We start from the raw sequence: 25,019 nt of genomic DNA on the forward strand, positions 1-25,019 counted from the left end.
CCAGCCATCATCAGTAGACCGGACCAAACCGGTCCAGACAGGTCAGGTAAAGCCGGAGATCTAATTCAAGCTGATGATAATCCGGCTCCATATGCTGGCACAATTTATAAAAAGAGCGGTTATGCTCCTTCTCACGGATGTGCGCCAATTCATGAACCACAATCATTCTTAAAAAAGGCTCTGGCGCCTGCTTAAACAGCGTAGCGATACGGATCTCTTTTTTTGCCCGTAGCTTATTACCCTGAACACGGGATATATGGGTATGCAGCCCCAGAGCATTATGGATCACATCGATACGGTCATCATATTCAACCTTGCTAAGAGGGGCTGATTGCCGCAGGTAACTGTTTTTAATGTCCAGCGTGTATTGGTAGAGCGCTTTCGAGTTTGAAACAGCATGGCCCGACTGATAACGCTTGCGCAGATAGTCAGGAAGTTTACCCGAGTCAATCAGCGTTTCCGCCTGCTGTTGCAATTCAGCCGAATACCCGGATAAAAAATTGCTCTTTTGGTTACGGCTCATTGCCCATTCTCCAGCAGTTTACGTAACGCCTCTACCCGCTTGCGATTCACGCCCATATCTGAATAACCCACCCGGGAAGCTGAACGGATATGGATAACACCGGCGTCTGCATCCCGCAGCAGTTCCAGGTCATCAACAAAACCAAACACAGTAGAGCTGAACTCAGCGGCCAGATAGTCTGTATTAACCGCGACGATCTTGCCACCTAAACGCTCAACCCCGGTGGTCACAGAGGACAGACTACTGACACTTAACGCCAGCGGTTTTATATAGTGTTCCTTATCACTGGCGTCAATACTGCAAACTGAATTCGGTTTGGGTCCACAGGGTGCCAACCTGCCATCAACCAGCCCTGCCCCTTTGTGACTGCGCGACAGATACCCCTGAAAGGCGAAATAGCCTGACACGATAAGCAGCATGACGACACCCACAATAACCAGCTGTTTCATAAAGCTCCTGATCGATTACGATACTAGTTCGGACGTTTACGGTCAGAGCGTGAATAACGCCGGTAAAGCGCTTGCCACACAGCCCAGTAAACCTCATAGGGTAATAAAATTCAGAGTAGTATAAACTAGCCCGCTTTCTCAATACTAAACGAGTTTTGAATAGTGCTCAGCCCTCAACTGATCAACTGGCTTCTTCTGAGTTTTCTGGTAATCATCTGGGGCACCTCATTTATGGTGACTGCAATCGCTATCGAGGGAGGGCTGTCGGCCCTCACCATAACACTGTTAAGAGTATCCCTCGGCGCAGCGGTCATAACGCTGTTTACCTATTCAAGAGGTTTGCGGTTGCCCCTCGATGTAAAAAGCTGGGCCAGTTTTATGCTGCTGGGGCTGTTTGGCAGTGCGCTGCCATTTATGCTGATTACCTGGGGACAGCAATCGGTCCCATCAGCGACAACCGGTGTACTTATGGCGATTATGCCATTTGTAACGATGCTCATTGCCCACTATTTTGTAGAGGGTGAGCGGTTCAACCGTTATAAAATGATAGGATTGATTCTCGCCTTCTCCGGGGTCATCTTTATACTCAACCCTTTTGTCGCAGGCAGCGTGGATCTGTTAGGTGCGTTGGCGATCCTTACAGCAGCCAGCAGCTACGCGCTAAATACCGTTCTGATACGCTTGCTACCGAAATTCAACCCGTTAATCGCAGGCTCAGGAATGTTGCTCTGTGGTCTGTTGCTGCTATCCCCTTTTGTCTTCTCTGACGCAAATGCTCTCCTCGATGAGCTGCGTTATGACGCGAAGCCCAGCGCTATTATGGCGGTTATCTGGCTGGGATGTATGCCGGCGGGTGCCGCCTCAATCATCTACTTCATTGTCGTCAACCGGGCTGGCCCAAGCTTTCTGTCTAACTGTAACTTCCTGATTCCGGTGGTCGCCTATTTTGCCGGAACCCTTATTCTGGGTGAAACCGTCTCCTTAAACAGTCTGATCGCACTGATCGGAATTCTCACGGGAATCGGCCTGACCAGGGTGATCCGGTGACAGATGGCGGTAAATCAATGCCTCCTTATCACGAAACAGAAAACGCTTTTCAAGGGTCGCTCCCAATGACTCGGCCAGTTTTCGCGAAGGCATGTTTTGCTCAAAAATCAGACTGATCAGCTGCAACCGGGGAAGATATTCAGCCGCCATCTGCCTGACCGCCAATGCCGCTTCACCGGCATACCCCCGTCCGGTATATCCCGGAATCAGAGACCACATAATCTCAGGCTCGGGCCAGTCCCCCGGATACCAGAGTCCGACAATGCCGACCACAGCGCCGCTGCCTTTCAGTTTCAACGTATAGGGGCCATAACCATGAATCTCCCAGTGACCGATTAACGCGGCTACGATTCGCCAGCTTTCCCCTTCGCTCAGTGGATACCCTGTTGTATAGCGGGTTGCCTCAACATCTTTATAAAAATGATGCAGCGAAGGCCAGTCATCTATTGTCACCCTGACCAGTTCTAAACGGGAGGTACTGATAAATTCCGGTATTTTATACGTCACACCTGATTCCTGATTCTGTCTGTTCTACTTACACCCTACTCTACTAAATACCCATTGAAGGTACGACTATAAATTAAAGTTGCCGCTCCAGTAGATAACGGTATAAATATAATTGTTGGCTACGATAGCGTTAATCGACACAGCTTTTACTGCCGTTATATGCTAAAAACACAACTTCAATGGATTAGAGATAGCGTTATGGCTCAGACAGCAGCACTGGTGCAAACCCTGAAGAAACAACTGAAAGCACAGGGAAAGACCTACCTCGATGTTGCTCAGGCACTGGACCTGAGTGAAGCATCCGTTAAACGACTTTTTTCGGAACAAAACTTCACGCTTCACAGACTTGAGAGCATCGCAGAAATTGCGGGTCTGGAGTTAACCGGGCTGTTCCGGCTGATGGCTCAGGAGCAACAACGACTGACTCAGCTTACCCGTGAACAAGAGCAGGAGATCGCAACGGACCTCGAACTTCTGCTGGTCGCCGTGAGTGTCATTAACGGGTTCGGATTCGAAGATATCATCTCCCATTACGATATCACCGAACACCAGTGCATCCGTAAACTGGCTCAGCTCGACCGCCTGCGCCTTATCGAACTTCAGCCGAACAACAGAATAAAGTTACTCATTGATCCTAACTTTAGCTGGTGTCCCAACGGACCAATTCAGCAATTTTTCCAACAGAAAGTTGAACAGGATTTCTTTCAGTCCCGGTTTGATAAAAAGCATGAGAAACTGATCGTGCTCAACGGTGTTCTCACCCCTGAAGCCAACCTCGCAATGCAGAAAAAAATGGAGCGAATTGCCGAAGAGTTTAACAGCCTGATCCGCGATGACTCCCCCCTGCCGATGGATCAAAAGCATGGCAATACCATGGTACTGGCAATCCGCCAGTGGCAATACAGCCTGTTCAAGAATTATCGCAAAAGCTAACCTGGCGCCGCTTTCCCGGTTAGCTTATTCAACCTCGCGTATCACTATCCGCTACCTTCGCAGTTTAACTCCCCCTCACATCGCCCTGCCCCCATGATCACTCTGACTTCCAACAAACGCTATTCAGAGGATTGCTATGAACATCAAAACACTCTCGGGCACCCTTGCCCTGAGCACGTTGCTGACACTCACAGCCGCAGCCCCACCAGCCGAAGCCGCAGGGTTACTGAAACCGGTCAACTCAACCCTGCCTGAGCTCAGTATCCGTGAGCATCATGTCAATGTCGCACTAGAGCACAGTTATGCCGTAACTACCGTAGAACAGGTATTTCACAACCCGTCGGCACAGGCCCTGGAAGCAATATACAGTTTCCCTGTGCCGGAACACGCAGCGGTGGGTGAATTTACCTACTGGATCAATGGTCAGCCGGTCACCGGTGAAGTGGTTAAGAAGCAGCAGGCCCGACAGATCTATGAACAGGAAAAAAACGCCGGACGTGAAGCCGCACTGGTTGAGAAAGACAGCTATAAAACATTCGATATCAGTGTTACGCCGGTACAGCCGAACAGCGATGTCCGTATAAAACTGGTGTATATACAGCCAGCCCAGCTGGATTCGGGTGTAGGTCGCTATGTGTACCCGCTGGAAGATGGTGGTGTCGATGTACAAAAAAATTCGTTCTGGAGCCGCAATGAAGTCGTCGATGAAAAGTTCAGTTTCGAGATGCGACTCGCTTCAGGTTACCCTGTCGATTCTATTCGCCTGCCCCAGCATGCACAGGCAGCCATTCAACAGATCAGCCCTAACCAGTGGCAGATTAATATGGCCAGTCAGTCCGGCGTGCTGTCGCATACCGGGCCAACCGATGATCAACCCGATGCAGCAGAACTACAGTCACAACAGCCGTCGACTGGGCAGTTCAACACTGCGGGTGTCGTGCCTGCAGCCAGCCTGGACAAAGACATTGTGGTTTACTGGCGGCATAGCCAGAATCTGCCGGGCAGCCTGGACCTGATCAGCTATAAGGCATCCGCAGCAACTCCCGGCACCTTTATGATGACACTGACCCCAGGGGATGACCTGGGCGCTTTGCAGGGAGGCCGTGACTGGGTGTTTGTGCTCGATGTGTCAGGATCGATGCAGGGCAAGTACACCACACTGGTCGAGGGGGTTCGCCAGGGTTTAGCCAAACTGCAGCCTGATGACCGCTTTAAAATCGTTTTGTTTAATAATTCTGCCACCGATTTCTCCCACGGATTTCAGCCAGCAACGGCCGCAGTCATTACCCCCCTGCTGAATCAGCTTCAACAATACCAGCCCGGCAACGGCACAGACCTGTATTCAGGACTGACTCAGGGCTTAAAAGGGCTTGATGCTGACCGCAGCACAGCGATGATTCTGGTCACCGATGGTGTGGCAAATTTAGGCGTTACTGAGAAGAAGCGGTTTCTTGATCTGATGGAAAATGCCGATATCCGTCTGTTTACTTTCGTCATGGGCAATAGTGCTAATCGCCCGCTGTTGAACGGTATGACCGAGGTTTCCAACGGATTTGCCATCAGCGTATCCAATGCCGACGATATTGTCGGTCAACTGATGCTGGCAACCAGCAAGATGACCCACCAGGCGTTAAGAGATGTTGAGTTGAAGATCGATGGTGGCCGGGTGACCGACCTTACCCCTGAGCAGATCAACTCAGTTTACCGGGGCGAGCAACTCACCGTTCTCGGACATTACCGTAAACCCGGACCGGTGCAGATATCCCTGACGGGCAAGGTCGGCGGTCAGCTGCGCAGCTACACCACGGAGATAACACTGCCGCAACAAAGCTTACTGCATCCCGAACTGGAACGAATCTGGGCCTTTGCCAGTATCGAAAATATGCAGGCTAAAATGGATTACTTAGGCGCTGATGAAAGCAGCAATGCTGATACCAAACAGGCGATTACCGACCTTGCCATACAATACGACCTGGTGACCGACTATACCTCGATGCTGGTCGTCAGGGATGAGGTCTTTAAACAACTGAATATCGAGCGTAACAATCAGCTGCGTACCGAAACAGAGAACAGTGCCCGCCAGCAGCGACTGCAACAACCGGTCACCAGTCAGCGTGCAGACAGCCAGAAACCGATGTTCAATCAGTCAAACAACAGAGCATCCCTTGGCGGCAGTGGATCAGGCGCGGTGGGACACTGGGTTTTACTGCTGCTCGGCGTTTTACTGCTGGTTCAGTACAGCAACCACCGTAATCGCAGAAAGTCGTGAGACGCTTATGAGCCCAATCACGATGAACTATCGCCATAACCGGTTAACGCCTCCCGCAACAGCGGGAGGAATACTCCGGCTACCGCTGATAACACTCACCCTACTGTTATGCAGTCTGCCGCTAAGTCTGTCTGCGGATCTGTTTCAACTGAGTTATTTTGACCGGTCCCTGATTCATCAGGGGCAACTGTGGAGACTAGTTACAGGGCATCTTTGTCATACATCGATCAGCCATCTGGGCTGGGATCTGCTGGCATTCGCCGTTGCCGCCGGTTATCTGGAGTTGCACTCCCGGAGAGTGTTACAGGCATCACTGCTGGCAGGTCTGATCATGCTCGATATGCTGCTTTTGTCCACCTGGTCAGAGGTGACCCGTTATGCAGGACTATCCGGATTACTGTTTGCCCCGTTGGTTATCAGCCTGTTTATATTTGCGAGAAAACAACACTCGTTAAATGGCTGGTTACCCATGCTGATCTGTCTGGGTAAACTGATCTGGGAACAGTTCAGTCAGCAGGCCCTGTTAAGCGAGAGTCCCTGGCCGCCTTACCCCGCTGCGCACCTAGCAGGCACGCTTGGAGGGGCACTATGGTTGATAATCGATTTAGAGAAAAACGCTTTTGGAATAACAACTACTGACATAAAACAGCTCAATATCAGAGCGCTTCACCCTGATTTAAAGGTTTTAAGTCAGCAGGAAAAACAAGATATTTAAATGAAATACACAGTAAGACAAACGTTGGCAGGCCAATGATGTGCCTGATCCACTCAAATTCACCACTCATATAACTGGTAAGTGGATAGACAATACCGGCCATCAACATCATCCATACACCTAATGCGATTACTGAATAAAATGCTTTCATATTTGGCAGCTCTTTGCGGAACTCAATCAGCACCCAGGCAGCAAAAATAGCAAAAAAGGAGAGATAGAATTGCTGCTGTCCCGCTTTATAAAACATCAACACTGCGGTAAAACCAGCAAGAAACACCGTATGCTGCTCAATTTTTCCACGCTGAAACCGCTTAAACAGATAAAAAACAGTTCCGAGAACAAGCAACTTATTAAGAGAAATCAAAAAATGTCCGACGCTCTTAAATGGAAAAAAATCACCGGAAAAAAACATCATAATAGAAAACAAAGTCGGTTCACGACCGTTGGCCTTACCGAATGCGACCAGAAAGGAAGGCCCCCAGATCAGATAAGTAATCAGATAAACCAGCATGAGAGACACGACAAAAATAAGAATATTTCGTCCTACGGATTTCCAGCTTTTATTCAGGAAAGGCAATAAGAAAAGAGGATAGATTTTGGTCAGAACACCGGCAGTAATAATCAACAACGATGATTTTCTGTTACCTTCAACTGCAATTAGCACCGCCAGAAAGCATAGCAGCGCAACCAGACTATCATTAAAACCAAAGAAAACTGTACTAACGATAAAGAAGGGATTTAATAACCAGAAAACGGCAAACAACCATTTTACATTAACAGCCAGCCCTTGCAGAGTACTGAACTTACGAACGGTATACAGCACTATCGCTAACCAGCATGCGGAAAATATCAGCTTTGGCAATTGGCTATGCACTGCATATGGCAAGGCCAAAAAATTATAAAACGGGCCATAGGCATTAGGGGCATCAATTTTTGCCCAGGGATCACCGCCGCGAAGAATCAGATCCCAATGCGCAAAATAGAGCGCATAGTCATGCATAGGGGCAACCATAAAACTGGCAACCAGAACCACTATCCCATAAAAACAAAGTAAAACATCAAGTAATTTTGATTGAGCGAGAGCAGGCATACAAATCCACTTATTAATTATGCATTGATGCGCGGCATAATAATTTGTTGACCATTTTATAACAAGGGGATGTATCTCAAGCCCCATTTCACTTACTCTTATACAGACCTGTCGGGCTGATATTCCGATAATGTTACAGCAGAGCTACAGCAGCTCCGCAAGCAGATAATAATTGCATAATTCTCTTGTTAATTATAGGATTGCGCTATTTTTTATTCGATGCAGGGCGATGTGTTTATATGTCTGACATTAAGATATCAATCGTAATACCGACCTATCAGGAAGTTGAAAACATTCCTCTGATTTGTGAACAGATTAACACTTCACTTGCCGGTGAAGCGTTCGAAATTATATTTGTTGATGACAACTCTCAGGACGGGTCTTACGAAGCGGTCAGCAATATTGCCAACCAGATACCAGCACAGATAATTGTGCGCACTAAAGAGCGTGGACTCTCTACAGCGGTTATTACCGGTATCGAATCTGCGCAGGGAAAATATGTGGTGGTGATGGATTGTGACCTGTCACACCCCTCGTCTGCAATTCTACCCATGATTGAAAAACTGGAGTCAGGTCACAACGACTTCGTCGTCGGCTCGCGTTACATTAAGGGTGGATCATTTGACGATGACTGGGGCTTCTTTCGACTGCTAAACTCCAAGATCGCAACCTGGCTTGCACTTCCACTGTGTCACATCAAAGATCCCATGTCAGGCTTTTTTGCATTTGAACGTCAACAGTTTGAAGCCTGCGCGCACCTTGCTCCTACCGGCTATAAAATTGGCCTTGAGATAATGGTCAAAGGTGAATTCAGCTCGCCTGGTGAGCATCCCATTCACTTCAGGGACCGCGAGCATGGCGAAAGTAAACTTAGCCTAAAAGAGCAGCTCCTTTATCTGCGACATCTACGCCGCTTGTACCGTTTTAAATACCCCATCACATCAGAGTTTGCCCAGTTTGGCCTTGTCGGTGGCACCGGGTTTGTAATAGACAGCCTGATTTATTTTGCACTTCAAGCTTTTTTTGGACTCGGACATAACCTCTCACGGGCTATCTCATTCTGGCCTGCGGCGACTTGGAACTGGTTCTGGAATCGGACAATTACTTTCACTGATCGTGAGAAGAGCAATCACCTTTCTCAGTGGTTATCTTTTCTGGCCACGTCACTTGCTGGCTTTGTAATGAACTTCGGCACCTACACTACTCTGACCAGCTATGTACCATTTTTTATCGATCACAAATTTATCGCGCTGATACTCGGTGTCTTAGTGGGTATGGGATTTAACTTTATGATGGCCAGAATTTTTGTTTTCAAAGAGTTAGATGAAGAAATTCTTGAAGAGGAGAAGGAGTATAACCACTAGAACAAAGATGGCTGATCCATCAAAACAGCGCTACTTCAGCAGCGGTGAGTGAACGAAACTCACCCGGCGCGAGATCCGGGTCCAGCATTATTTCACCGATGCTTTCACGGTGCAGTGCGGTGACCTCGTTATCAAAATAGCCAAACATCCGTTTAACCTGATGGTACCGTCCCTCGTGGATCGTCAGGCGGGAGTTGTAACAGTCTATTCGCTCAAGCTGTGCCGCACGGGTGGTGATATCTTCGTAACGGAAATAGATGCCCCTGTGGAACACCTCTTCTGCTTCCGCAGCAACAGTATCCCTGGTGGTAACCCGGTAGACCTTGGCAATTCGGGATTCAGGCTGAGTGACCCGACGAGACCAGTTACCATCGTTTGTCAGCAGCACAAGGCCTGTGGTTTTAAGATCCAGACGACCCGCCAGATGGATTCCCTGTCGCAGCCCTTCCGGTAACAGGTCGATCACTGTCGGGTGATCAGGATGTTCTGTAGCACTGACCACCCCCGCAGGCTTGTTGAGCATCAGATAGTGGCTTTGTGACTCCTGAAGCAGTTCGCCGTCGAGTTCCACCCTGACAAACCGGTCAACCTCGAGACCGGCCTCGGTGGTCACCTGACCGGCAACACAAACCCGCCCCTGTGCCAGCAACAGTCTCACCTGCTGCTTGCCATAACGGGTATTGATCTGAATAAAACGACTCAGCCGCATAGCATTCCGCTGCCGACAACCCAACCAGCCGGTATAAATTCCGGCCGGTTCAGTTTATGCGTGATCACCAATAAAGATAACGGTATAAAATTACTGAACAGGGCTATCTTCATTCGCCAGGAAGAACCAGGTGTCCAGCACTGAATCGGGATTAAGTGAAACTGAGCTGATCCCCTGCTCCATAAGCCATTTCGCCAGATCAGGGTGATCAGAGGGCCCCTGACCACAGATACCGATATATTTACCCTGCGCTTTGCAGGCTTCAATCGCCATCGCCAACAGTTTACGTACCGCATCGTTGCGTTCATCGAACAGGTGAGCAATAACACCCGAATCCCGGTCCAGGCCGAGAGTCAGCTGAGTCAGGTCGTTGGATCCGATGGAGAAGCCATCAAAATATTCCAGAAACTGATCCGCCAGCAATGCATTTGAGGGAATCTCACACATCATAATCACACGCAGACCATTTTCACCACGGTGCAGGCCATTTTCCGCCAGCAGGTCGACTACCTGTTTGGCTTCACCTACAGTACGCACGAAAGGTATCATGACTTCAACATTGGTGAGTTTCATCACATCGCGCACCTGTTTCAGTGCCCGGCATTCCAGCTCAAAACACTGACGGAACGATTCAGCAATATAACGGCTGGCACCACGGAAACCCAGCATCGGGTTCTCTTCATGTGCCTCATAGTCGTCACCGCCGATGAGGTGACCATATTCATTGGATTTGAAATCAGACATCCGCACAATGACTTTCTTGGGATAGAACGCTGCTGCCAGGGTAGATATCCCCTCCACCAGCTTCGCCACATAGAACTCAATCGGATTAGCATAGCCCGCTATACGCCGCTCTATCGTGCGCTTAAGGCTATCCTCCTGCTGATCAAACTCGATAAGCGCTTTGGGATGGATACCAATCATACGGTTGATAATGAATTCCAGGCGGGCAAGACCCACACCGGCATTCGGCAGTGACTGAAAATCAAATGCCCGGTCGGGATTACCCACATTCATCATGATGTCGAATGGCAGTGGCGGCATCGAGTCGACCTTATTGGTCTGATGCTCGAAATCAAGCCGGCCCTCATAGGCACGTCCCGTGTCCCCTTCGGCGCAGGATACTGTGACTTCCTGCCCGTCAGTGAGTCGTTCAGTGGCATCACCACAACCCACAATCGCCGGTATTCCGAGCTCCCGGGCAATAATCGCCGCATGGCAGGTGCGCCCGCCGCGATTGGTGATAATAGCGGAGGAACGCTTCATAACCGGTTCCCAGTCAGGATCGGTCATATCCGTTACCAGGACATCACCGGGCTGAATCTTATCCATATCACTCAGACTTTCGACGATACGTACCGGCCCGCTGCCAATACGGTGTCCGATAGAACGACCTTCCAGCAACACATTACCGGTTTCAGTTAACAGGTATCGCTCAATGGTAGTAGCTTTATCACGGCTTTTAACCGTTTCAGGCCGCGCCTGAACAATATACAGCTCACCGTCATCGCCATCTTTAGCCCACTCGATATCCATCGGGCGACCATAGTGCTGTTCGATGATCATCGCTATTTTTGCCAGCGACTGGACGTCATCATCATTGATGGAAAACTTCATCCGCTCTTCGACTGGCACACTGACAGTCTCAACAGCGCTGCGTGTTGTGCCTTCCGTACCGTAGATCATTTTGATCGCTTTACTGCCCATGCTGCGGCGTAAGATGGCAGGTGCGCCCTGCCTCAGCGTTGGTTTATATACATAAAACTCGTCCGGGTTAACCGCGCCCTGTACTACGGTTTCACCCAGGCCATAGGCTGAAGTGATAAACACTACATGCTGAAAACCGGATTCAGTATCCAGAGTGAACATCACACCACTGGCACCGGTTTCACTGCGAACCATTCGCTGCACACCCGCAGACAGCGCTACTTCGTGGTGTTCAAAGCCATGATGAACCCGATAGGAGATCGCCCGGTCATTATAGAGAGACGCGAATACCTCATGAATGGCCGCTTTAATATTGTCCAGTCCACGGATATTCAGAAAGGTTTCCTGCTGTCCTGCAAAGGAGGCATCAGGAAGGTCTTCGGCGGTAGCCGATGAGCGGATAGCAACGGCCAGATCATCATGACCACCCATCCCGGCATAGGCCTCTTCAATAGCCTTATCGAGCGTTTCAGGGAATGGCGTTTCAAGAATCCACTGACGCACCTGACTACCGGTGGCAGCCAGCGCATTCACATCTTCAGGGTCGAGCTGAGCCAGCGTATCACTGATCTTCTGGTCCAGCTTATTGTGCTTTAAGAAATCACGGAATGCAGACGCTGTAGTCGCAAACCCACCGGGTACCTTAACGCCGGCACCGGACAGTTCTGAGATCATCTCGCCAAGTGAGGCATTTTTTCCACCCACTTGCTCAATATCATCCATACCCACCTGATCCAGACGAACGATATATTCCTGCAAAACCGTGTTCTCCTTTAAATTTTAGTTATAAGACGCATCATACTGTAATTCTTCACCGAGGTCAGTGTGTTAACGAATATCCGGCTTTATTCAATAGTTAACTATACAGCGCGCGCGCATGCCGTAATAATACTCCCTGATAAATACAATTTCGTGACGCGAGACAGCTTAACCTTATGAAAAGAACAGCTTTTTTTATATCTGATGGTACAGGTATCACTGCGGAAGCACTGGGCAATAGTCTGCTGGCACAGTTTGGTTCGATTCAATTTAATAAGGTTACCCTGCCCTATATCGATACCATCGAAAAAGCCGTTGAAGCGGTCGACACCATCGATCAGGCGGGTATCACCGATGGGCAACGACCGATAGTGTTCGATACCGTGGTGGATGAAGCCACCCGTGAAATCATCGCCACCAGTACCGCTTATAAAATCGATGTATTTTCGGCGTTTCTGAAACCACTGGAGCTGGAGCTGGGCAGCCACTCGTCATACAGCGTGGGCAAGTCACACTCCATCAATGAAATTAACCGATATATGGATCGGATTGAATCGGTAAACTTTGCCATCGATAACGACGATGGCGCCCGGACTCAGCATTACGACAAAGCCGATATTATTCTGACCGGCGTCTCCCGCTGTGGTAAGACACCCTCCTGTCTCTATATGGCCCTGCAGTTTGGCATCCGCGCGGCCAATTATCCGCTCACCGATGCAGACCTCACCCAGACAACGTTACCTGAAGTCCTTATCCCCTTCAAAGATAAGCTTTTCGGCCTGACGATCGACCCGTTCCAGTTGGCATCAATCCGCCATGAACGTCGTCCAAACAGCCGTTACGCGTCACTTGATCAGTGTGAGGATGAAGTAAGGGTGGTGGAGCGGATGTTCCGCAAACAGAAACTGCCACATATCAACACCACTCACTTCTCGATAGAGGAGATTGCCACCCGCATTATCGCTCAGATGGGTCTTAAACGCCGGATCAGTTAAGCCGTCTCACGGCTTACCTTACCCCGGCTATAGGAGAACCAGGCAGCCAGAAAACTGTAACCACAAGCACTGGCAAAGCCTAACTTCACCACCACAAGCAGATCCGTATAGCGCTCCGGCCTGATCTGTTCACTGCCTAGCAGAACACTCATCAACAGCATAATGATCGCCATACTGAACAAATTACCAGCGGTACGCGACAGATTCAGCAAAGCGGAGGCAATACTGAGCCGTTCTTTGGCTACAGAACCAAGCGCCGCATTATTGTTCGGGGTGGAGAACAGTCCAAAGCCCAGCCCAAGCAACACCAATGCAACGATCACATGATTGAGTGAGCTATCCGCCTGAAGAAAAACCAGTACCGCAAAACCCGCGCCGAAGAACAAACACCCGATCGTCGCAATCAGGCGAGGCTCAAAGCGATCTGACAAACGCCCGGCAACTGGTGCCAGACAGGCCATAATAAGCGCTTGCAACAGAATCATCTGCCCCGTTTCACTGGGGGACAGGCCTTGTAGATACTGCAGATACAGACTTAGCAGAAACAGCACCGGATAGTGCGCCGCATACATCAGCAAACTGGCCAGCAGGGAGCGATTCATTACTCTGTTCGCCGCCAGAACACTGAAGCGTACCAGTGGGAACTCACAGCGATTCTGTTGTCGTACAAACACAAACACCAGCGCAATACCCGCTATCAGCATTAATCCGTTTGCGAGGTTTGGCAGTCCGGATAAACCGAACAGCAACAGTGTAGCCAGAGCAACAAACAACAGCGATCCAAACCAGTCGAGCGGATCAGACTGCTTTTCAGCGTTGCTATCATTCCTGATATAGATAAATGCCAGTAGCAGAGCAAACAGCGCCAGGATTACCGGCCCCCAGAAAACACTGCGCCAGCCGAGATGCTCGGTCAGCCAGCCACCAAACAGAGGGCCACAGGTGAGTCCCAGATAAACAGACGTCGCGGTTAACCCCAGCGCAGTACCCCGGTTAGTGCCACTGAAGACAGCCGCAATAATGGCCATCGCAGTGGCAAAAACAAGACTGCTGAACAGCCCTTGCAGAACCCGCACCAGCAGTAAGAACTCGACTGAATTGACAGCAAAAACAACCAGAGAGGCAAGTAAAAAACCCAATACACCGATCAGATAGATAGGCTTCCTGCCTACAGAATCGGCCACCCTTCCTGCGGGCAATAAAAGCACTATACTGCCCCACAGAGTGGCCGTTGGAATCCAGCTGAGCAGCACTGCATCAGCATGCAATGCATCCGCAATAGCCGGCAAAGCCATATTGACTGAAGACAAGGACATTGGCACAAGAAACAGCGCGATACAGATACTGATAAGCACGAACCAGCGGGCCCGGGGATTCTCTTGATAGAACGAATTGTCTGAATATGCGATCACGACGACACCTTTAAGTAAGGTGAAGGAGTATAGCAGGAGATAGTTTATATATTCATCAAATTCAGAGCGACTGCGGACTGAGCCGGTTACCTCCCCCCCGCCAGATCGATACAACTTCCGGTCATGTACGAAGCACCATCCGACAGCAGCCAGGCAATCGCCTCGGCAACCTCTTCCGGCTTGCCGCCCCGCTGCATTGGAATAGAACTTCTCAGCCGCTCAATCCGGTTGGGCTCGCCGCCGGCAGCATGCATCTCCGTATAGATAAACCCCGGACGGACACCGTTCACCCGGATCCCTTCAGCAGCAACTTCCGAAGCCAATCCCCGCGTCAGCGTGTCGATTGCACCCTTGGTGGCCGCATAATCGATATACTCCCCTGGCGACCCGGTACGTGCAGCAACAGAGGAGACATTAACAACAACCCCGCCATAACCGCCATGACGCGAAGACATACGCTTTACCGCCTCGCGACAGCAGAGAAAATATCCCGTTATATTATTGATCAGCAGGTGATTGATCCTTTGCGCATCCATCTCATCCAGCCTGCACTGCGGCATCAGAATGCCGGCATTATTGACTAACGCAGTAATCCGCCCCAGGTCATGATCCACCCGATGAAAAAGTTCGTACACCTGACTTTCCTGAGACACATCGGCGGCAACAGCTATCGCGGTAATCCCTTCGCTATGTAGCTGTTCGACCACCGCTTCGGCGGCTGACCGGTTGTTTTGGTAGTTAACGCAGACGGCATACCCCAACCGTCCAAGTTTTAGCGCGGTTGCTGCACCGATCCCACGACCAGAGCCGGTAATCAGCGCAACCTTATGAATATCCAATGGCGGCCTCCAGCTGTTATTTTTATAGAGGAATATTATTGAGTTACTTCTATCCAGCCACCATATAAGCATATAGCAAGAATCCGGTTTTCGCCGTATGCGGCTAATCGAAAGCAACGAAAAGAAACGACGGTCCGGGCCTGAAAGAGAAAAATAGGACCGGTCAAAATGTAGCGGGTTATTACAAATCTGTGTACTATCCCTGTTCCAGAATCAGGCAGATATATAGGGCGGTTTACCGCTTTATCATTTGCCAGAACTGCACTGCCATCATCAGGCAAACGCTGACATTCTGGAACGTTATTATTAATCGATTTTAGAAATACAGGACAGTTTGCAATGAGTCTTGCTGAAAAGGTGTTGGCAGTAAATAATGATCTGCCGATCCGTACCGACCTGCCGGTACACAGTGGTAAAGTACGTTCCGTTTACTGGCTTACCGAAGCCGACAGTCGCCGCCTGATCAATGAAAAAGGTTATGATGTCGCTGAAGATGCGCCACTGGCGATCATGGTCATCAGTGATCGCATATCTGCATTCGAATGCATCTGGCATGGCGAAGGCGGCATGAACGGCGTACCCGGTAAAGGTGCTGCTCTGAATGCCATCTCTAATCACTGGTTCAAACTGTTCCGTGAAAACGGCCTGGCTGATAGCCATATTCTGGATATTCCACATCCATTTGTCTGGATCGTACAGAAAGCCAAACCGGTTATGATCGAAGCGATCTGCCGTCAGTACATCACCGGCTCTATGTGGCGCGCCTACGCTAAGGGTGAGCGTGAATTCTGTGGTATTAAGATTGCTGATGGACTGCAGAAAGACCAGAAACTGCCTGAACTGCTGATTACTCCGTCAACCAAGGGAATTCTCAAAGATATTCCGGGTGTCCCCGAAGTTGATGATGTGAATATCACCCGTGATGACATTATTAACAATCACGAAGCGTTCCAGTTCCGCAGCAAAGAAGATATCGCCGTTTACGAGAAACTCCTCAAAGAGGGTTTTGATGTCATCAGTGCAGAGCTTGAAAAGATCGATCAGGTTTTCGTCGATACTAAATTTGAGTTTGGCTATGTAACCGATGCTTCGGGTACTGAAAAACTGATCTACATGGACGAAGTCGGCACACCGGATTCATCCCGTATCTGGGATGGCCCTTCCTACCGTGAAGGCAAGGTTGTCGAAAACTCCAAAGAGGTATTCCGTCAGGAGCTGTTGAACTTCTTCCCTGATCCCGACATTCTGATCAACAAAGATCGTATGGAGGAGCGCTACGCACTGGCGAAAGACAATGCCCTTCCTGCAGCCCTGTTACAGAAAGTATCTGACACCTATGTCGGCATTGCTGAAAAGATTATCGGCGAGAAGCTTACACTGTCTGATAATCCAAAAGCAGAAATCATCGAGATCCTTCGTAACGATTACGGACTGATCGACTGACAGCCGATCTGCTGACCTGTTTCGCAAAAACGCCGTATATCGTTATACGGCGTTTTTTTATGCCTCATTTTCATCCCTCAGACTGACAACCGCTTCAGCACCGTCAACTTTAAGATCAACGGATATCGGCTTACAGCACACCTGACAATCCTCAAAATACTGCTGATCTCCGGCGGTACAGTCCACTAACAACTCAATCGGTTCTCCACAATAGGGACAGCTTCGTGAAATAGTTTCCAGACTTTGCATGATCGGCTCCTCACTTACAAAAGCGTATTGGCCACAGGCCCTCTTTTATCATCTGCAGCAGACCTTAAAAGGCTATACATCCGGACTAAAACGTTCTGACTATCAGTCCTCGGCTCCCTGCAATATAATTGCATCTCTCAGCTTAGTCCGGTTTTCCCGATCACGCTGACCTGGGATGATCTCGTTTACTGACTTTTTGTTTTCATGGATGTGTTATGACCTTTACTGCCTGGCTTTCTTTGTTTGCCGTCTGCTGCCTGGGTGCGATGTCACCCGGCCCCAGCTTAGCCGTGGTACTCAAACAGACCGTTACCAATACTCGCAGCCACGGCCTGGCTGCCAGTTGGTTTCATGCCGCCGGAGTAGGCCTGTGGGCCTTTGCAACGATCTCAGGATTAGCCATTCTTGTGGCAGAATCGGAAGTGGCTTTCCGGGCCATCACCTGGCTTGGCGCGGGCTATCTGGCCTGGATCGGGGTAAAAGCATTACGCGCCGGAAAAGCGTCCGCTTTCAGAGTAAACACAGGCAAAAACGTCTCTGTATTAACGGCGGGTATAGAAGGGGCAGCGATCTCAATACTGAATCCCAAGCTGGCAGTCTTCTTTATCGCCCTCTTTTCACAATTTGTCAGTCCGGATGCAACCCTGTCGGATCAGCTACTTATGACCGCGACCGCGGCACTGGTAGACGGTCTCTGGTACAGCATGGTGGTGTTCCTGCTATCCCATGGACCGGTGCTGAAAACCCTGCAAAACCGTAGTCAGCTGGTAAATCGCCTCACCGGAGGCATTCTCATTATACTGGCGGCAAGAGTAGTCACACTGTAAATGTCGAACACTCAGACCTGATCAGCAAAATAGGCAAAAATCTGCGCTTCAGTCATCTCTGCTGTTTCATTAGCAAAGCAGTAATACCCCGGGCGTTTATCGCTGAAGTACTGCATGCTCATCTCCAGGTTTTCCAGATCTGGGAACAAGCCTACCGGCATATTGTAGCTACCGGTCTTTTTAAGGCGATAATACAGATGGGTGCCGCAGTTAGAACAAAAGCCCCGTGACGCCCAGGCAGACGAGTCATACTCTTTCACCGACTCTGCACCCTCAAACTTAACAGTGGTACCGCACTGTAGCGCAAACAGAGGCCCGCCACCCCACTGCCGACAACTGTCACAGTGACAGACAGTAAACTTAGGGTTGATCTCAGCCACTTCGATTTTCACACTGCCACAAACGCAGCTAGCCCTGTTAATTTCTGAACCGGTCATACATATCATTCCATGACTTTACTTAATAACCCGCTGATGCCACTGAGCAAGCGACTCTTGCGGGTATTCATCAAACAGACTGTCCGCAGGCGCCTTAGAGACGTTAACCCATGAAGCCTTTGATCCCAGCATCATATGGGTGCGTTCCGGTGGTATGGGCAGCTCCGTATCAATAGCGGAGGCAAACGGGTGCACCTGTTCCGGCCACCTTGGATCCCATAGCCAGAGCGCACTACCGCACCGTTTACAAAAATGCCGTTGCCCGGGACTTTCCTTCTTACCTCCGGTTTCAGGGTCATTAATGATCGCATGGTAGACACTGACCTGTTCCTCCCCTTCAACCTCAAGTGTTGCGTAATCCGCACCCAGATTAATCGCATAGCCGCCCCCGCCCGCCGTCTTTCGACAGATAGAGCAATAGCACTGATTAAATGGATAGGGCTGACTGGATTCAACGGTAAAGTGGACGCTACCGCAATGACATGAACCTTCGAGCTGCATAACTCACACTCCCAATGTTTGTGGTATAGGCATTCCCAAATTAACGAACGCAGCGTCAGCACTCTACAGCGTACGCCAATAGCAACGACGGCAAGCACCACCCAGGTTTATTAGGTTTGACTCCCGATTAACTGTAGCCTTAATTGGACTTAATTTCCTATGGCATTGGAATGGTGACGTTGAGAGCGCAGGAAAGGACTTAAATAGGAAAAGTCGTTTCGATCATGCCTACATACAGTAAATGAGTTTGCCCCCTGTATTCGTTACGTGTAAGCCTACACTTTTATATTGATTCAAATGGTAATTGTCCCTTCCAGAAACGTTATTGCTCGTCCCGATATGAAAACTCTGTCTCCCAAATCTTCACATTGAAGTTTTCCCACTCTGGATGAAAGCTGCAGTGCCGACATAGACTTCTTACCTAACTTTTGGCTCCAGTATGGAATAAGTGAACAATGTGCGGAACCTGTAACGGGGTCTTCAAATATACTTGCCTGAGGAGTGAAAAAACGAGAAACGAAATCAACGTCGTTACCCCTGGCGGTTATGATCACTCCGCCAGGATCCAAATTGATCTGATCCAGGATCCCCTGATCAGGAGCAATCTTCCTAATTATTTCCTCATTTTCAAATACCAACACATAGTCTCGTGATTTCAATATTTCGACAGGCTTCACTTGAAAAGCATCTAATATAACCTGAGGCGCATCTGTTGGAGTCGGTTTTCGGGACGGAAAATCGAGCGTTAAAAAGTCGCCCTCGACCTTTACAGTCAACAGCCCACTTCGAGAATGAAAATTCACCGATGATCGTTGAGGCGCTAAATGCCTAACGATTACATGAGCCGCTGCTAATGTAGCGTGGCCACATAAATCCATTTCAATTTCCGGTGTAAACCAACGAATTTCAAAATCATCATTTTTAGGAATAAAAAATACTGTTTCCGCAACACAATTTTCAAGTGCAATACTTTGCATCGTTTCATCAGGCAACCAATGTTCAAGAGGACATACCGCTGCTGGATTACCCCCGAAAACTATGTCTGTGAATGCATCAACCTGGAACATGCTCAATTTCATTTTCTACCTCAGAATATCATTGAGCTAACGCCCGCCTCAACTGCCGTAGGCTACTGGCGCCTTTTGTGCGGTTTTTTGCACAAAAGATGACAGTGGCCGGAGGTCAGATTGCAGGCGCTTGATACTCATAGAGCCTTCTCCCCCCAGCTTACCGTTTTCACACTAAGCTGGAAGGCGACCAAACCAAAAGGAGAAGACCCATGAGATTTTACACTGATAATCATCCTTTTTACTGCGGTATCGACCTGCATGCACGTTCCCTGTACGTCTGTATTTTAGATGATGATGGGCAAACTGCGCTTCATAAAGAGATCAAAGCCAGACCAGAACCCCTGTTAGACCTGCTGACACCCTACCTCGGTAATGTGGTTGTCGGTGTCGAATGCATGCATTGCTGGTACTGGATTTCAGATTTCTGCCATGAACATAACATCGATTTTATCCTGGGTCACGCCCTGTATATGAAAGCGATCCATGGGGGTAAAGCCAAGAACGATCGGATCGATTCCTACAAAATTGCACATCTTATCCGGGGAGGAAACTTCCCCTTAGCCTATGTCTATCCTGCTGAGATGAGGGCAACCCGCGACCTGCTCCGCCGACGAACTCGGGTTGTACAACACGGTGCCGATCTGAAAGCCCATGTTAAAAACACGACCAGCCAGTACAACCTGCCACCGAACAACCTGAATCTACGCTATCCCAGTGCTCGAGAGCAGATGAGGCATACGTTCTCTGATGAGTCCGTGCAGAAAAGTATCGATCTGGATCTTAACATTATCGATTTTTACCATCGGCAGCTCAGCTCTATCGAGTGCTATATCGAAAAACACGCCAAACATCACAATGGCCGGGATTATCATATTTTAACCAGCTTACCCGGCATGGGACGCATACTGGCACTCACGATCCTGTATGAGATTGGAGATATTACCCGCTTTGACAGTGTTCAGAAGTTTGCCTCTTACAGCCGATTGATCAAATGCCGGGCTGAGTCCGCCGGGAAGATTTACGGTACTCAGGGTAATAAGATCGGTAACGCACACCTGAGATGGGCTTTTGGCGAAGTCGCCGTGGGTTATCTAAGAGGAAATGAGAAAGCACAGTCATATCTGGCCCGCTTACATAAACGTATGGGTAAAGCGAAGGCGCTCACCGCCCTGGCCCATAAACTGGGGCGTTGTGTTTATTTTATGCTTAAAAACCAGCAGGTATTTGATGAACAAAAATTTTTAACCGGGTGAGTCACGCAGTGGAGTGAGCTGAAGACCTAACTGGAAATATCAGAGACCGTCGAAGATCGGGTAATCACTAAACAGAAGTATCGATCTTCTGGTCCGGGCACATTAGCCCCTGGCCTTGATTAGACGCTTCACTGGCGTGCATGAATAATCAGTAAAGCGGTTTGCACCTGAACTGAGCCTGATACTAACTGGAAATCTATTCCACAGTTTTGAATAGCGCCTTTCTCAGGTTAACCGATGAATGTCTAGTACCCCCGCCTGCTTCAGGGACGATAAATAGGCTGGCACCCGTTGAGCACGGGGTAAGAGAGTCTCAATATGTGTTTGTTGCAAATTCGTTTTGGCAACCACGATGACAGACGAAGACAACTGGCTGACTGATTTATTGAAAAGCACTGGCCGCTTCGCGGCCAGATAAGAGCGTTATTGTTTATTGACTTCGGGAAGGCTCATATGTGTTAGGTGATTTAGACAGATTCAAACAGACCATTTTCCGTTTCTCGCACAAGAATCATGAAATCGATATATAGGGAGATCACTTCATCTTGCGCATTAACTCCCCAGAATGCCGGATAAGCACCGTCCCCGAAACCACTTGTGGATATAACGCAGTCGTCTTCATCTACCATTGATACTAATTCTGGCTTGCCGTTAAGGCACCATTCATTAAAGATCCGTTCTTTTTTGATACGGCTTAAACCCATGAGATTGCCGACATCGAAAATGGCTAAATTACCGGCATCTACACCATAAACACCATTGCCACTTGGCGTATTAGCCGCATACCATTTAACAGGTTGCTCGCTATCATTAAACTTCACTCGAATACCAGCTACTCGATTATGTATTGTTACGGTTTCAACGGGATAATCCCCTGGGTTCACTTTTCTTTGTAGAGGCTCAAAATCATAAATGTCATAGCCGAAATCTAAGATCCCGAGCACCCCAGAGGTGATTCGAAGCTTTCCGATACGCTCTAACTTAGCCATTCCTTCGTCTAAATTTGGAATATTGATGTTACGCTCTGCTTGAAAAAGTGTATTTTCATTGAGGTCAATATGATCTTCCCTGCCCATGAAAGGAGCATTAGAGATGCTCATAGAAAAGATGCCTGCATGTTTATCAGGATCAACAGCAGGGCTCTTTGGAGGATGAAAAAGAGTAGATATTGCTGTTATTTTCCAACCTTTCTCTGCGTCAAACTCAAGATCATAGACGTGATATTTTGATGACTTAAGCGCCTCTTCGTAAATCTCTGTGAATACGCTGGCAACATTGCCTTGAATATCGCATTCGGTGATTTTTTCTACATTAGGGTCGTGTTCGGCTTTCGAGCCAAATGAATTTCTAGACCCCGAGCTACTCCCAGCAGCAAAATGAGCCCCATCTACATCTGATATAAGGTCTCCCCAATACTCAAAATCTACATCATTGCCCATTTTTCTCTGGGCTTTAGACCATTGCTCATACCAGTGCGAGATGAACGCTTTGACCCTATCTTCAGGAGAATCAATCACATCATTGTATTTGCTTTTTTTCCTGAAGAAATCAATGATTTTTTTCATGCTCGATTTCGAACTCCGATTTCACCTAACGCCCGCAACATTGGCGCCGTGTAGTGGAGTAGTTTTGGTGGTACAAGCGAAGCGCCACCACCAAAACTGTGGAGCGAAACGGCGTCCAATGCTTGTGCTTGTTAAGCAAGCTTCAAAGCCATATGTAAGTTCTATTCGTCCTTTGGCTTCTTAACTGAGGGTTTCAATGCGTTCACAACTCGCTGCATATCATCGGTAGGCTTCATCGCTTCCATAACCCTCAGCATCTCGGCGGTAGGCTTCATCGCTTCCATAACTCGCTGCATCTCAGCGGTAGGCTTCATCGCTTTCATAACTCGCTGCATCTCGGCGGTGGGCTTCATCGCTTCCATAACTCGCTGCATCTCAGCGGTGGGCTTCATCGCTTCCATAACTCGCTGCATCTCAGCGGTGGGCTTCATCGCTTCCATAACTCGCTGCATCTCAGCGGTGGGCTTCATTGCTTCCATAACTCGCTGCATCTCAGCGGTGGGCTTCATTGCTTCCATAACTCGCTGCATCTCAGCGGTGGGCGCTATTGCCTCCTTAATCCGTTCCAGTTCAGCTAGCGAGAACTCAGATTGAATTGAAGATGACGAATAGCGTGAAGAGTCTACCGGAGGTAATGACCTCTCTTCCGTTTCGATTTCTGTTAGCTCTTCTGGACTGAGCTTTATGGTAGCGTCAACTTTCGTTGTCTCGACGAAATGCGTCAGGCCCTCAACTAAATCCTCGAATATATGCACGATGGGGTCACTAGTAATTTGTGCAAGTTCGGCTCTCAAGAAGCTGTTTAGAAAAAAACTTCCTCCAAATGCAGTGCCATAATCACCGTCTCGTGAAATTATCCAAAGTCGTCGTTTACCCGCGAAGTGGCTGAGAACCTGCTCCCATGTAATTTCATCACCAAGGGGATCGTTTGCCTTTCCTGGAGGGTTTCCAGTCTCTTTTCGCTCTCGAGCCCGTTTCATTTCATCGCGAGTGGCCTGAACTGCCTTAGAAAAGATAGGAGTCAAAGCATTCGATACTTCATCTTTGGATTCAGCCACCTGTGTCATTATTTCATGCGTGTGAGTGTCTATCTCAGCATTCACTGCCACTACAGATCTATTGATATCCCTCATTTGGCCAAGGATCTCTTGATTCTTGCCACTTTCGGATCCGGAAAAATGATCGGGAACATTAATGCCCTGAAGCTTCATGCCTTGGCTCTTCGTTCGCAGGAAATCTGCTGCTGCACGAAGCTTGTTTCGCTGAACCTCATCAACTATCTGCTGCGTAACGAAAATGTGAGATGCTTGTTCGGATAAAGGTGCCAGTAACTTACGACCTTTATCTGTTCGATACAGGTCCAGATACTTGTTAGCATCAATTAGTAGTACTGCATCGATTTCTGACATCTAATAGTGTCCTCTACCGTAGTCCTGGTGCTTAACGCCTGCAGCATGGGCCGGAGCAAATTGGCGCTTTTTGTGCTCCGCACAAAACGTGACAGTTTGCGGAGGTCCAGCCCGAAGGGCGAACATGGCTGCGCTTGTTATGAGCTAGCATCCGAAGAATGCCTTTGCTCTACGTGCTAGTGATTCAAGTTCACCGGCCTCAATATCTATACTGGCAATAGTAGACCAACTACCCGATAGATTAACAATCTCTGCGGACAATAAAATATGCCCTCTGGGTTCATAGGTTGCTCTAAGGTTATACTCACCTTCCATTGCACCCCAACCTTTTGGCTCTTTCCACCCAGACCACTCATTATTCATTTGCTCGAATAATACATAAGGAGAGTGACCATAGGGAGGGTTATCGACTCTGATACTGGCCTCGATACCATTACCAGCAATGGTAAACATGTAGCTTTCTAGCCAGCCATCATCAGAAAATTTGGGGCCAGTAAAAACTACTTTTAGGTCAGGCCCATTTAATATTTCGAAGTTATCCACGAATTCACTTTGGCTCATAACACTTAGCTTAGTGGGGAGGAGCGTAGCGACGATCCACTACAGCTACTTGTTAAGACAACCCCCAGTTTTTATTCCATGCTACAACCACATTTGTAACACCTCTCTTCCGGCCAACGTAAGTCAAAAATTGACCAGCCCCGGAACACTTGCCTTTCTCTGCAATTTTGATTTGGGCATTTGATTGATAGGGCATAAACAACAATAAATATGCCTAGTGTCAAAGCAGCAATGAAATGCCATTCAAAATTTATTTCAGTGGGGTACGAGCCAACAGGCTCCGCGAGTAATTTGTGAAGCACAATGAATGCAACCTCTATCGCGAGTAGAGTAAATAGCCTAGCTTTGTGTTTGCTCATAACTTTCCATGTTGTCTTAACGCCCGG

At 48.7% G+C, this 25,019-nt stretch carries 24 protein-coding genes; 9 read left to right on the forward strand and 15 right to left on the reverse strand.

Annotated elements, in window-relative coordinates; translation table 11 throughout:
* Positions 1 to 10 precede the first annotated feature (10 nt).
* Both KDX31_09155 and KDX31_09160 read right to left on the reverse strand, forming a co-directional pair.
* A complete protein-coding gene (locus KDX31_09155; GenBank protein UTW05141.1) occupies positions 11 to 523 on the reverse strand; it encodes a M48 family metallopeptidase in 513 nt (170 codons plus the stop codon).
* Positions 520 to 942 carry a DUF1499 domain-containing protein gene (locus KDX31_09160; protein UTW05346.1) on the reverse strand — a complete coding sequence of 141 codons (423 nt, stop codon included), beginning with the start codon at positions 940 to 942 and terminating at the stop codon, positions 520 to 522. Before KDX31_09160 ends, KDX31_09155 begins: the two co-directional genes overlap by 4 nt.
* Positions 943 to 1,152: 210 nt before the next feature.
* Between KDX31_09160 and KDX31_09165 the strand changes: the two genes are divergently transcribed.
* Positions 1,153 to 2,019 (forward strand): DMT family transporter, encoded by an 867-nt coding sequence (locus KDX31_09165; GenBank protein ID UTW05347.1) that lies wholly within the window; start codon positions 1,153 to 1,155, stop codon positions 2,017 to 2,019.
* On the opposite strand, the gene KDX31_09170 is transcribed toward KDX31_09165, so the two are convergent.
* Positions 1,954 to 2,526: a GNAT family N-acetyltransferase gene (locus KDX31_09170; protein UTW05142.1), complete on the reverse strand. Its 573-nt coding sequence runs from the start codon at positions 2,524 to 2,526 to the stop codon at positions 1,954 to 1,956. The genes KDX31_09165 and KDX31_09170 overlap by 66 nt on opposite strands.
* A gap of 198 nt (positions 2,527 to 2,724) precedes the next feature.
* Here KDX31_09170 and KDX31_09175 point away from each other — a divergent pair, with 198 nt between their 5' ends.
* The 3 genes from KDX31_09175 to rrtA all read left to right on the forward strand — a co-directional run bounded on the left by KDX31_09175 (position 2,725) and on the right by rrtA (position 6,443).
* Positions 2,725 to 3,459, forward strand: a complete 735-nt coding sequence (locus tag KDX31_09175) for a helix-turn-helix domain-containing protein (GenBank protein UTW05143.1) — start codon at positions 2,725 to 2,727, stop codon at positions 3,457 to 3,459.
* Positions 3,460 to 3,595: 136 nt separating this feature from the next.
* Positions 3,596 to 5,728: a VWA domain-containing protein gene (locus tag KDX31_09180; protein ID UTW05144.1), complete on the forward strand. Its 2,133-nt coding sequence runs from the start codon at positions 3,596 to 3,598 to the stop codon at positions 5,726 to 5,728.
* A 7-nt stretch (positions 5,729 to 5,735) separates the two neighbouring features.
* Positions 5,736 to 6,443: a rhombosortase gene (gene rrtA / locus KDX31_09185; GenBank protein ID UTW05145.1), complete on the forward strand. Its 708-nt coding sequence runs from the start codon at positions 5,736 to 5,738 to the stop codon at positions 6,441 to 6,443.
* On the opposite strand, the gene KDX31_09190 is transcribed toward rrtA, so the two are convergent.
* The gene (locus KDX31_09190) at positions 6,385 to 7,533 is read right to left on the reverse strand and encodes a DUF2029 domain-containing protein (protein ID UTW05146.1); all 1,149 of its coding nucleotides are present in this window, start codon (positions 7,531 to 7,533) and stop codon (positions 6,385 to 6,387) included. The genes rrtA and KDX31_09190 overlap by 59 nt on opposite strands.
* 239 nt (positions 7,534 to 7,772) lie before the next feature.
* On the opposite strand from KDX31_09190, the gene KDX31_09195 reads away from it, so the two are divergent.
* Entirely contained in the window at positions 7,773 to 8,897 is a 1,125-nt protein-coding gene (locus KDX31_09195; GenBank protein UTW05147.1) for a glycosyltransferase family 2 protein, read from the forward strand.
* 19 nt (positions 8,898 to 8,916) lie between these two features.
* Here KDX31_09195 and KDX31_09200 read toward each other — a convergent pair whose 3' ends face one another.
* Positions 8,917 to 9,606 (reverse strand): pseudouridine synthase, encoded by a 690-nt coding sequence (locus tag KDX31_09200; protein ID UTW05148.1) that lies wholly within the window; start codon positions 9,604 to 9,606, stop codon positions 8,917 to 8,919.
* A 90-nt stretch (positions 9,607 to 9,696) separates the two neighbouring features.
* Positions 9,697 to 12,072: a phosphoenolpyruvate synthase gene (gene ppsA, locus KDX31_09205; GenBank protein ID UTW05149.1), complete on the reverse strand. Its 2,376-nt coding sequence runs from the start codon at positions 12,070 to 12,072 to the stop codon at positions 9,697 to 9,699.
* Positions 12,073 to 12,248: 176 nt separating this feature from the next.
* On the opposite strand from ppsA, the gene KDX31_09210 reads away from it, so the two are divergent.
* Positions 12,249 to 13,067 carry a kinase/pyrophosphorylase gene (locus KDX31_09210; protein ID UTW05150.1) on the forward strand — a complete coding sequence of 273 codons (819 nt, stop codon included), beginning with the start codon at positions 12,249 to 12,251 and terminating at the stop codon, positions 13,065 to 13,067.
* Here KDX31_09210 and KDX31_09215 read toward each other — a convergent pair.
* Together KDX31_09215 and KDX31_09220 are read right to left on the reverse strand one after the other, a co-directional pair.
* Positions 13,064 to 14,476, reverse strand: a complete 1,413-nt coding sequence (locus KDX31_09215; protein UTW05348.1) for an MFS transporter — start codon at positions 14,474 to 14,476, stop codon at positions 13,064 to 13,066. The genes KDX31_09210 and KDX31_09215 overlap by 4 nt on opposite strands.
* Positions 14,477 to 14,565: 89 nt before the next feature.
* Positions 14,566 to 15,312: an SDR family oxidoreductase gene (locus KDX31_09220; GenBank protein ID UTW05349.1), complete on the reverse strand. Its 747-nt coding sequence runs from the start codon at positions 15,310 to 15,312 to the stop codon at positions 14,566 to 14,568.
* Between the two features lie 345 nt (positions 15,313 to 15,657).
* Between KDX31_09220 and KDX31_09225 the strand changes: the two genes are divergently transcribed.
* Positions 15,658 to 16,761 (forward strand): phosphoribosylaminoimidazolesuccinocarboxamide synthase, encoded by a 1,104-nt coding sequence (locus KDX31_09225; protein UTW05151.1) that lies wholly within the window; start codon positions 15,658 to 15,660, stop codon positions 16,759 to 16,761.
* A gap of 57 nt (positions 16,762 to 16,818) precedes the next feature.
* Here the strand turns inward: KDX31_09225 and KDX31_09230 are convergent, their stop codons facing one another.
* The gene (locus KDX31_09230; GenBank protein UTW05152.1) at positions 16,819 to 17,010 is read right to left on the reverse strand and encodes a CPXCG motif-containing cysteine-rich protein; all 192 of its coding nucleotides are present in this window, start codon (positions 17,008 to 17,010) and stop codon (positions 16,819 to 16,821) included.
* A gap of 215 nt (positions 17,011 to 17,225) precedes the next feature.
* On the opposite strand from KDX31_09230, the gene KDX31_09235 reads away from it, so the two are divergent.
* Entirely contained in the window at positions 17,226 to 17,837 is a 612-nt protein-coding gene (locus KDX31_09235) for a LysE family translocator (GenBank protein UTW05153.1), read from the forward strand.
* 11 nt (positions 17,838 to 17,848) lie between these two features.
* On the opposite strand, the gene KDX31_09240 is transcribed toward KDX31_09235, so the two are convergent.
* The 3 genes from KDX31_09240 to KDX31_09250 all read right to left on the reverse strand — a co-directional run bounded on the left by KDX31_09240 (position 17,849) and on the right by KDX31_09250 (position 19,854).
* Positions 17,849 to 18,274 carry a GFA family protein gene (locus KDX31_09240; GenBank protein ID UTW05154.1) on the reverse strand — a complete coding sequence of 142 codons (426 nt, stop codon included), beginning with the start codon at positions 18,272 to 18,274 and terminating at the stop codon, positions 17,849 to 17,851.
* 18 nt (positions 18,275 to 18,292) lie between these two features.
* The gene (locus KDX31_09245) at positions 18,293 to 18,775 is read right to left on the reverse strand and encodes a GFA family protein (GenBank protein UTW05155.1); all 483 of its coding nucleotides are present in this window, start codon (positions 18,773 to 18,775) and stop codon (positions 18,293 to 18,295) included.
* 293 nt (positions 18,776 to 19,068) lie between these two features.
* The gene (locus KDX31_09250; GenBank protein ID UTW05156.1) at positions 19,069 to 19,854 is read right to left on the reverse strand and encodes a PhzF family phenazine biosynthesis protein; all 786 of its coding nucleotides are present in this window, start codon (positions 19,852 to 19,854) and stop codon (positions 19,069 to 19,071) included.
* A 200-nt stretch (positions 19,855 to 20,054) separates the two neighbouring features.
* Between KDX31_09250 and KDX31_09255 the strand changes: the two genes are divergently transcribed.
* Complete coding sequence (locus tag KDX31_09255) at positions 20,055 to 21,098, forward strand: IS110 family transposase (GenBank protein ID UTW05157.1); 1,044 nt, start codon at positions 20,055 to 20,057, stop codon at positions 21,096 to 21,098.
* A 467-nt stretch (positions 21,099 to 21,565) separates the two neighbouring features.
* Here KDX31_09255 and KDX31_09260 read toward each other — a convergent pair whose 3' ends face one another.
* The 3 genes from KDX31_09260 to KDX31_09270 all read right to left on the reverse strand — a co-directional run bounded on the left by KDX31_09260 (position 21,566) and on the right by KDX31_09270 (position 24,633).
* On the reverse strand, positions 21,566 to 22,663 hold the full coding sequence (locus KDX31_09260; GenBank protein ID UTW05158.1) for a DUF4241 domain-containing protein: 1,098 nt from the start codon (positions 22,661 to 22,663) through the stop codon (positions 21,566 to 21,568).
* Between the two features lie 161 nt (positions 22,664 to 22,824).
* The gene (locus tag KDX31_09265) at positions 22,825 to 24,072 is read right to left on the reverse strand and encodes a DUF4935 domain-containing protein (protein UTW05159.1); all 1,248 of its coding nucleotides are present in this window, start codon (positions 24,070 to 24,072) and stop codon (positions 22,825 to 22,827) included.
* Between the two features lie 144 nt (positions 24,073 to 24,216).
* Positions 24,217 to 24,633, reverse strand: coding sequence for a hypothetical protein (locus KDX31_09270; GenBank protein ID UTW05160.1), 417 nt, complete (start codon positions 24,631 to 24,633; stop codon positions 24,217 to 24,219).
* Positions 24,634 to 25,019: the final 386 nt, after the last annotated feature.

The organism is Amphritea atlantica, from assembly GCA_024397875.1.
In the GTDB taxonomy this organism is placed as follows: Bacteria; Pseudomonadota; Gammaproteobacteria; order Pseudomonadales; family Balneatricaceae; genus Amphritea; species Amphritea atlantica_B.

Excerpts from the sequence above, each read along its gene's own strand:
- KDX31_09155 (UTW05141.1), bottom strand. The coding sequence starts at position 523 with ATGAGCCGTAACCAAAAGAGCAATTTTTTATCCGGGTATTCGGCTGAA.
- KDX31_09160 (UTW05346.1), bottom strand. The coding sequence starts at position 942 with ATGCTGCTTATCGTGTCAGGCTATTTCGCCTTTCAGGGGTATCTGTCG.
- KDX31_09175 (UTW05143.1), top strand. The coding sequence starts at position 2,725 with ATGGCTCAGACAGCAGCACTGGTGCAAACCCTGAAGAAACAACTGAAA.
- KDX31_09180 (UTW05144.1), top strand. The coding sequence starts at position 3,596 with ATGAACATCAAAACACTCTCGGGCACCCTTGCCCTGAGCACGTTGCTG.
- rrtA (UTW05145.1), top strand. The coding sequence starts at position 5,736 with ATGAGCCCAATCACGATGAACTATCGCCATAACCGGTTAACGCCTCCC.
- KDX31_09190 (UTW05146.1), bottom strand. The coding sequence starts at position 7,533 with ATGCCTGCTCTCGCTCAATCAAAATTACTTGATGTTTTACTTTGTTTT.
- KDX31_09195 (UTW05147.1), top strand. The coding sequence starts at position 7,773 with ATGTCTGACATTAAGATATCAATCGTAATACCGACCTATCAGGAAGTT.
- KDX31_09200 (UTW05148.1), bottom strand. The coding sequence starts at position 9,606 with ATGCGGCTGAGTCGTTTTATTCAGATCAATACCCGTTATGGCAAGCAG.
- KDX31_09210 (UTW05150.1), top strand. The coding sequence starts at position 12,249 with ATGAAAAGAACAGCTTTTTTTATATCTGATGGTACAGGTATCACTGCG.
- KDX31_09225 (UTW05151.1), top strand. The coding sequence starts at position 15,658 with ATGAGTCTTGCTGAAAAGGTGTTGGCAGTAAATAATGATCTGCCGATC.
- KDX31_09230 (UTW05152.1), bottom strand. The coding sequence starts at position 17,010 with ATGCAAAGTCTGGAAACTATTTCACGAAGCTGTCCCTATTGTGGAGAA.
- KDX31_09235 (UTW05153.1), top strand. The coding sequence starts at position 17,226 with ATGACCTTTACTGCCTGGCTTTCTTTGTTTGCCGTCTGCTGCCTGGGT.
- KDX31_09240 (UTW05154.1), bottom strand. The coding sequence starts at position 18,274 with ATGACCGGTTCAGAAATTAACAGGGCTAGCTGCGTTTGTGGCAGTGTG.
- KDX31_09245 (UTW05155.1), bottom strand. The coding sequence starts at position 18,775 with ATGCAGCTCGAAGGTTCATGTCATTGCGGTAGCGTCCACTTTACCGTT.
- KDX31_09250 (UTW05156.1), bottom strand. The coding sequence starts at position 19,854 with ATGAAATTGAGCATGTTCCAGGTTGATGCATTCACAGACATAGTTTTC.
- KDX31_09255 (UTW05157.1), top strand. The coding sequence starts at position 20,055 with ATGAGATTTTACACTGATAATCATCCTTTTTACTGCGGTATCGACCTG.
- KDX31_09260 (UTW05158.1), bottom strand. The coding sequence starts at position 22,663 with ATGAAAAAAATCATTGATTTCTTCAGGAAAAAAAGCAAATACAATGAT.
- KDX31_09265 (UTW05159.1), bottom strand. The coding sequence starts at position 24,072 with ATGTCAGAAATCGATGCAGTACTACTAATTGATGCTAACAAGTATCTG.
- KDX31_09270 (UTW05160.1), bottom strand. The coding sequence starts at position 24,633 with ATGAGCCAAAGTGAATTCGTGGATAACTTCGAAATATTAAATGGGCCT.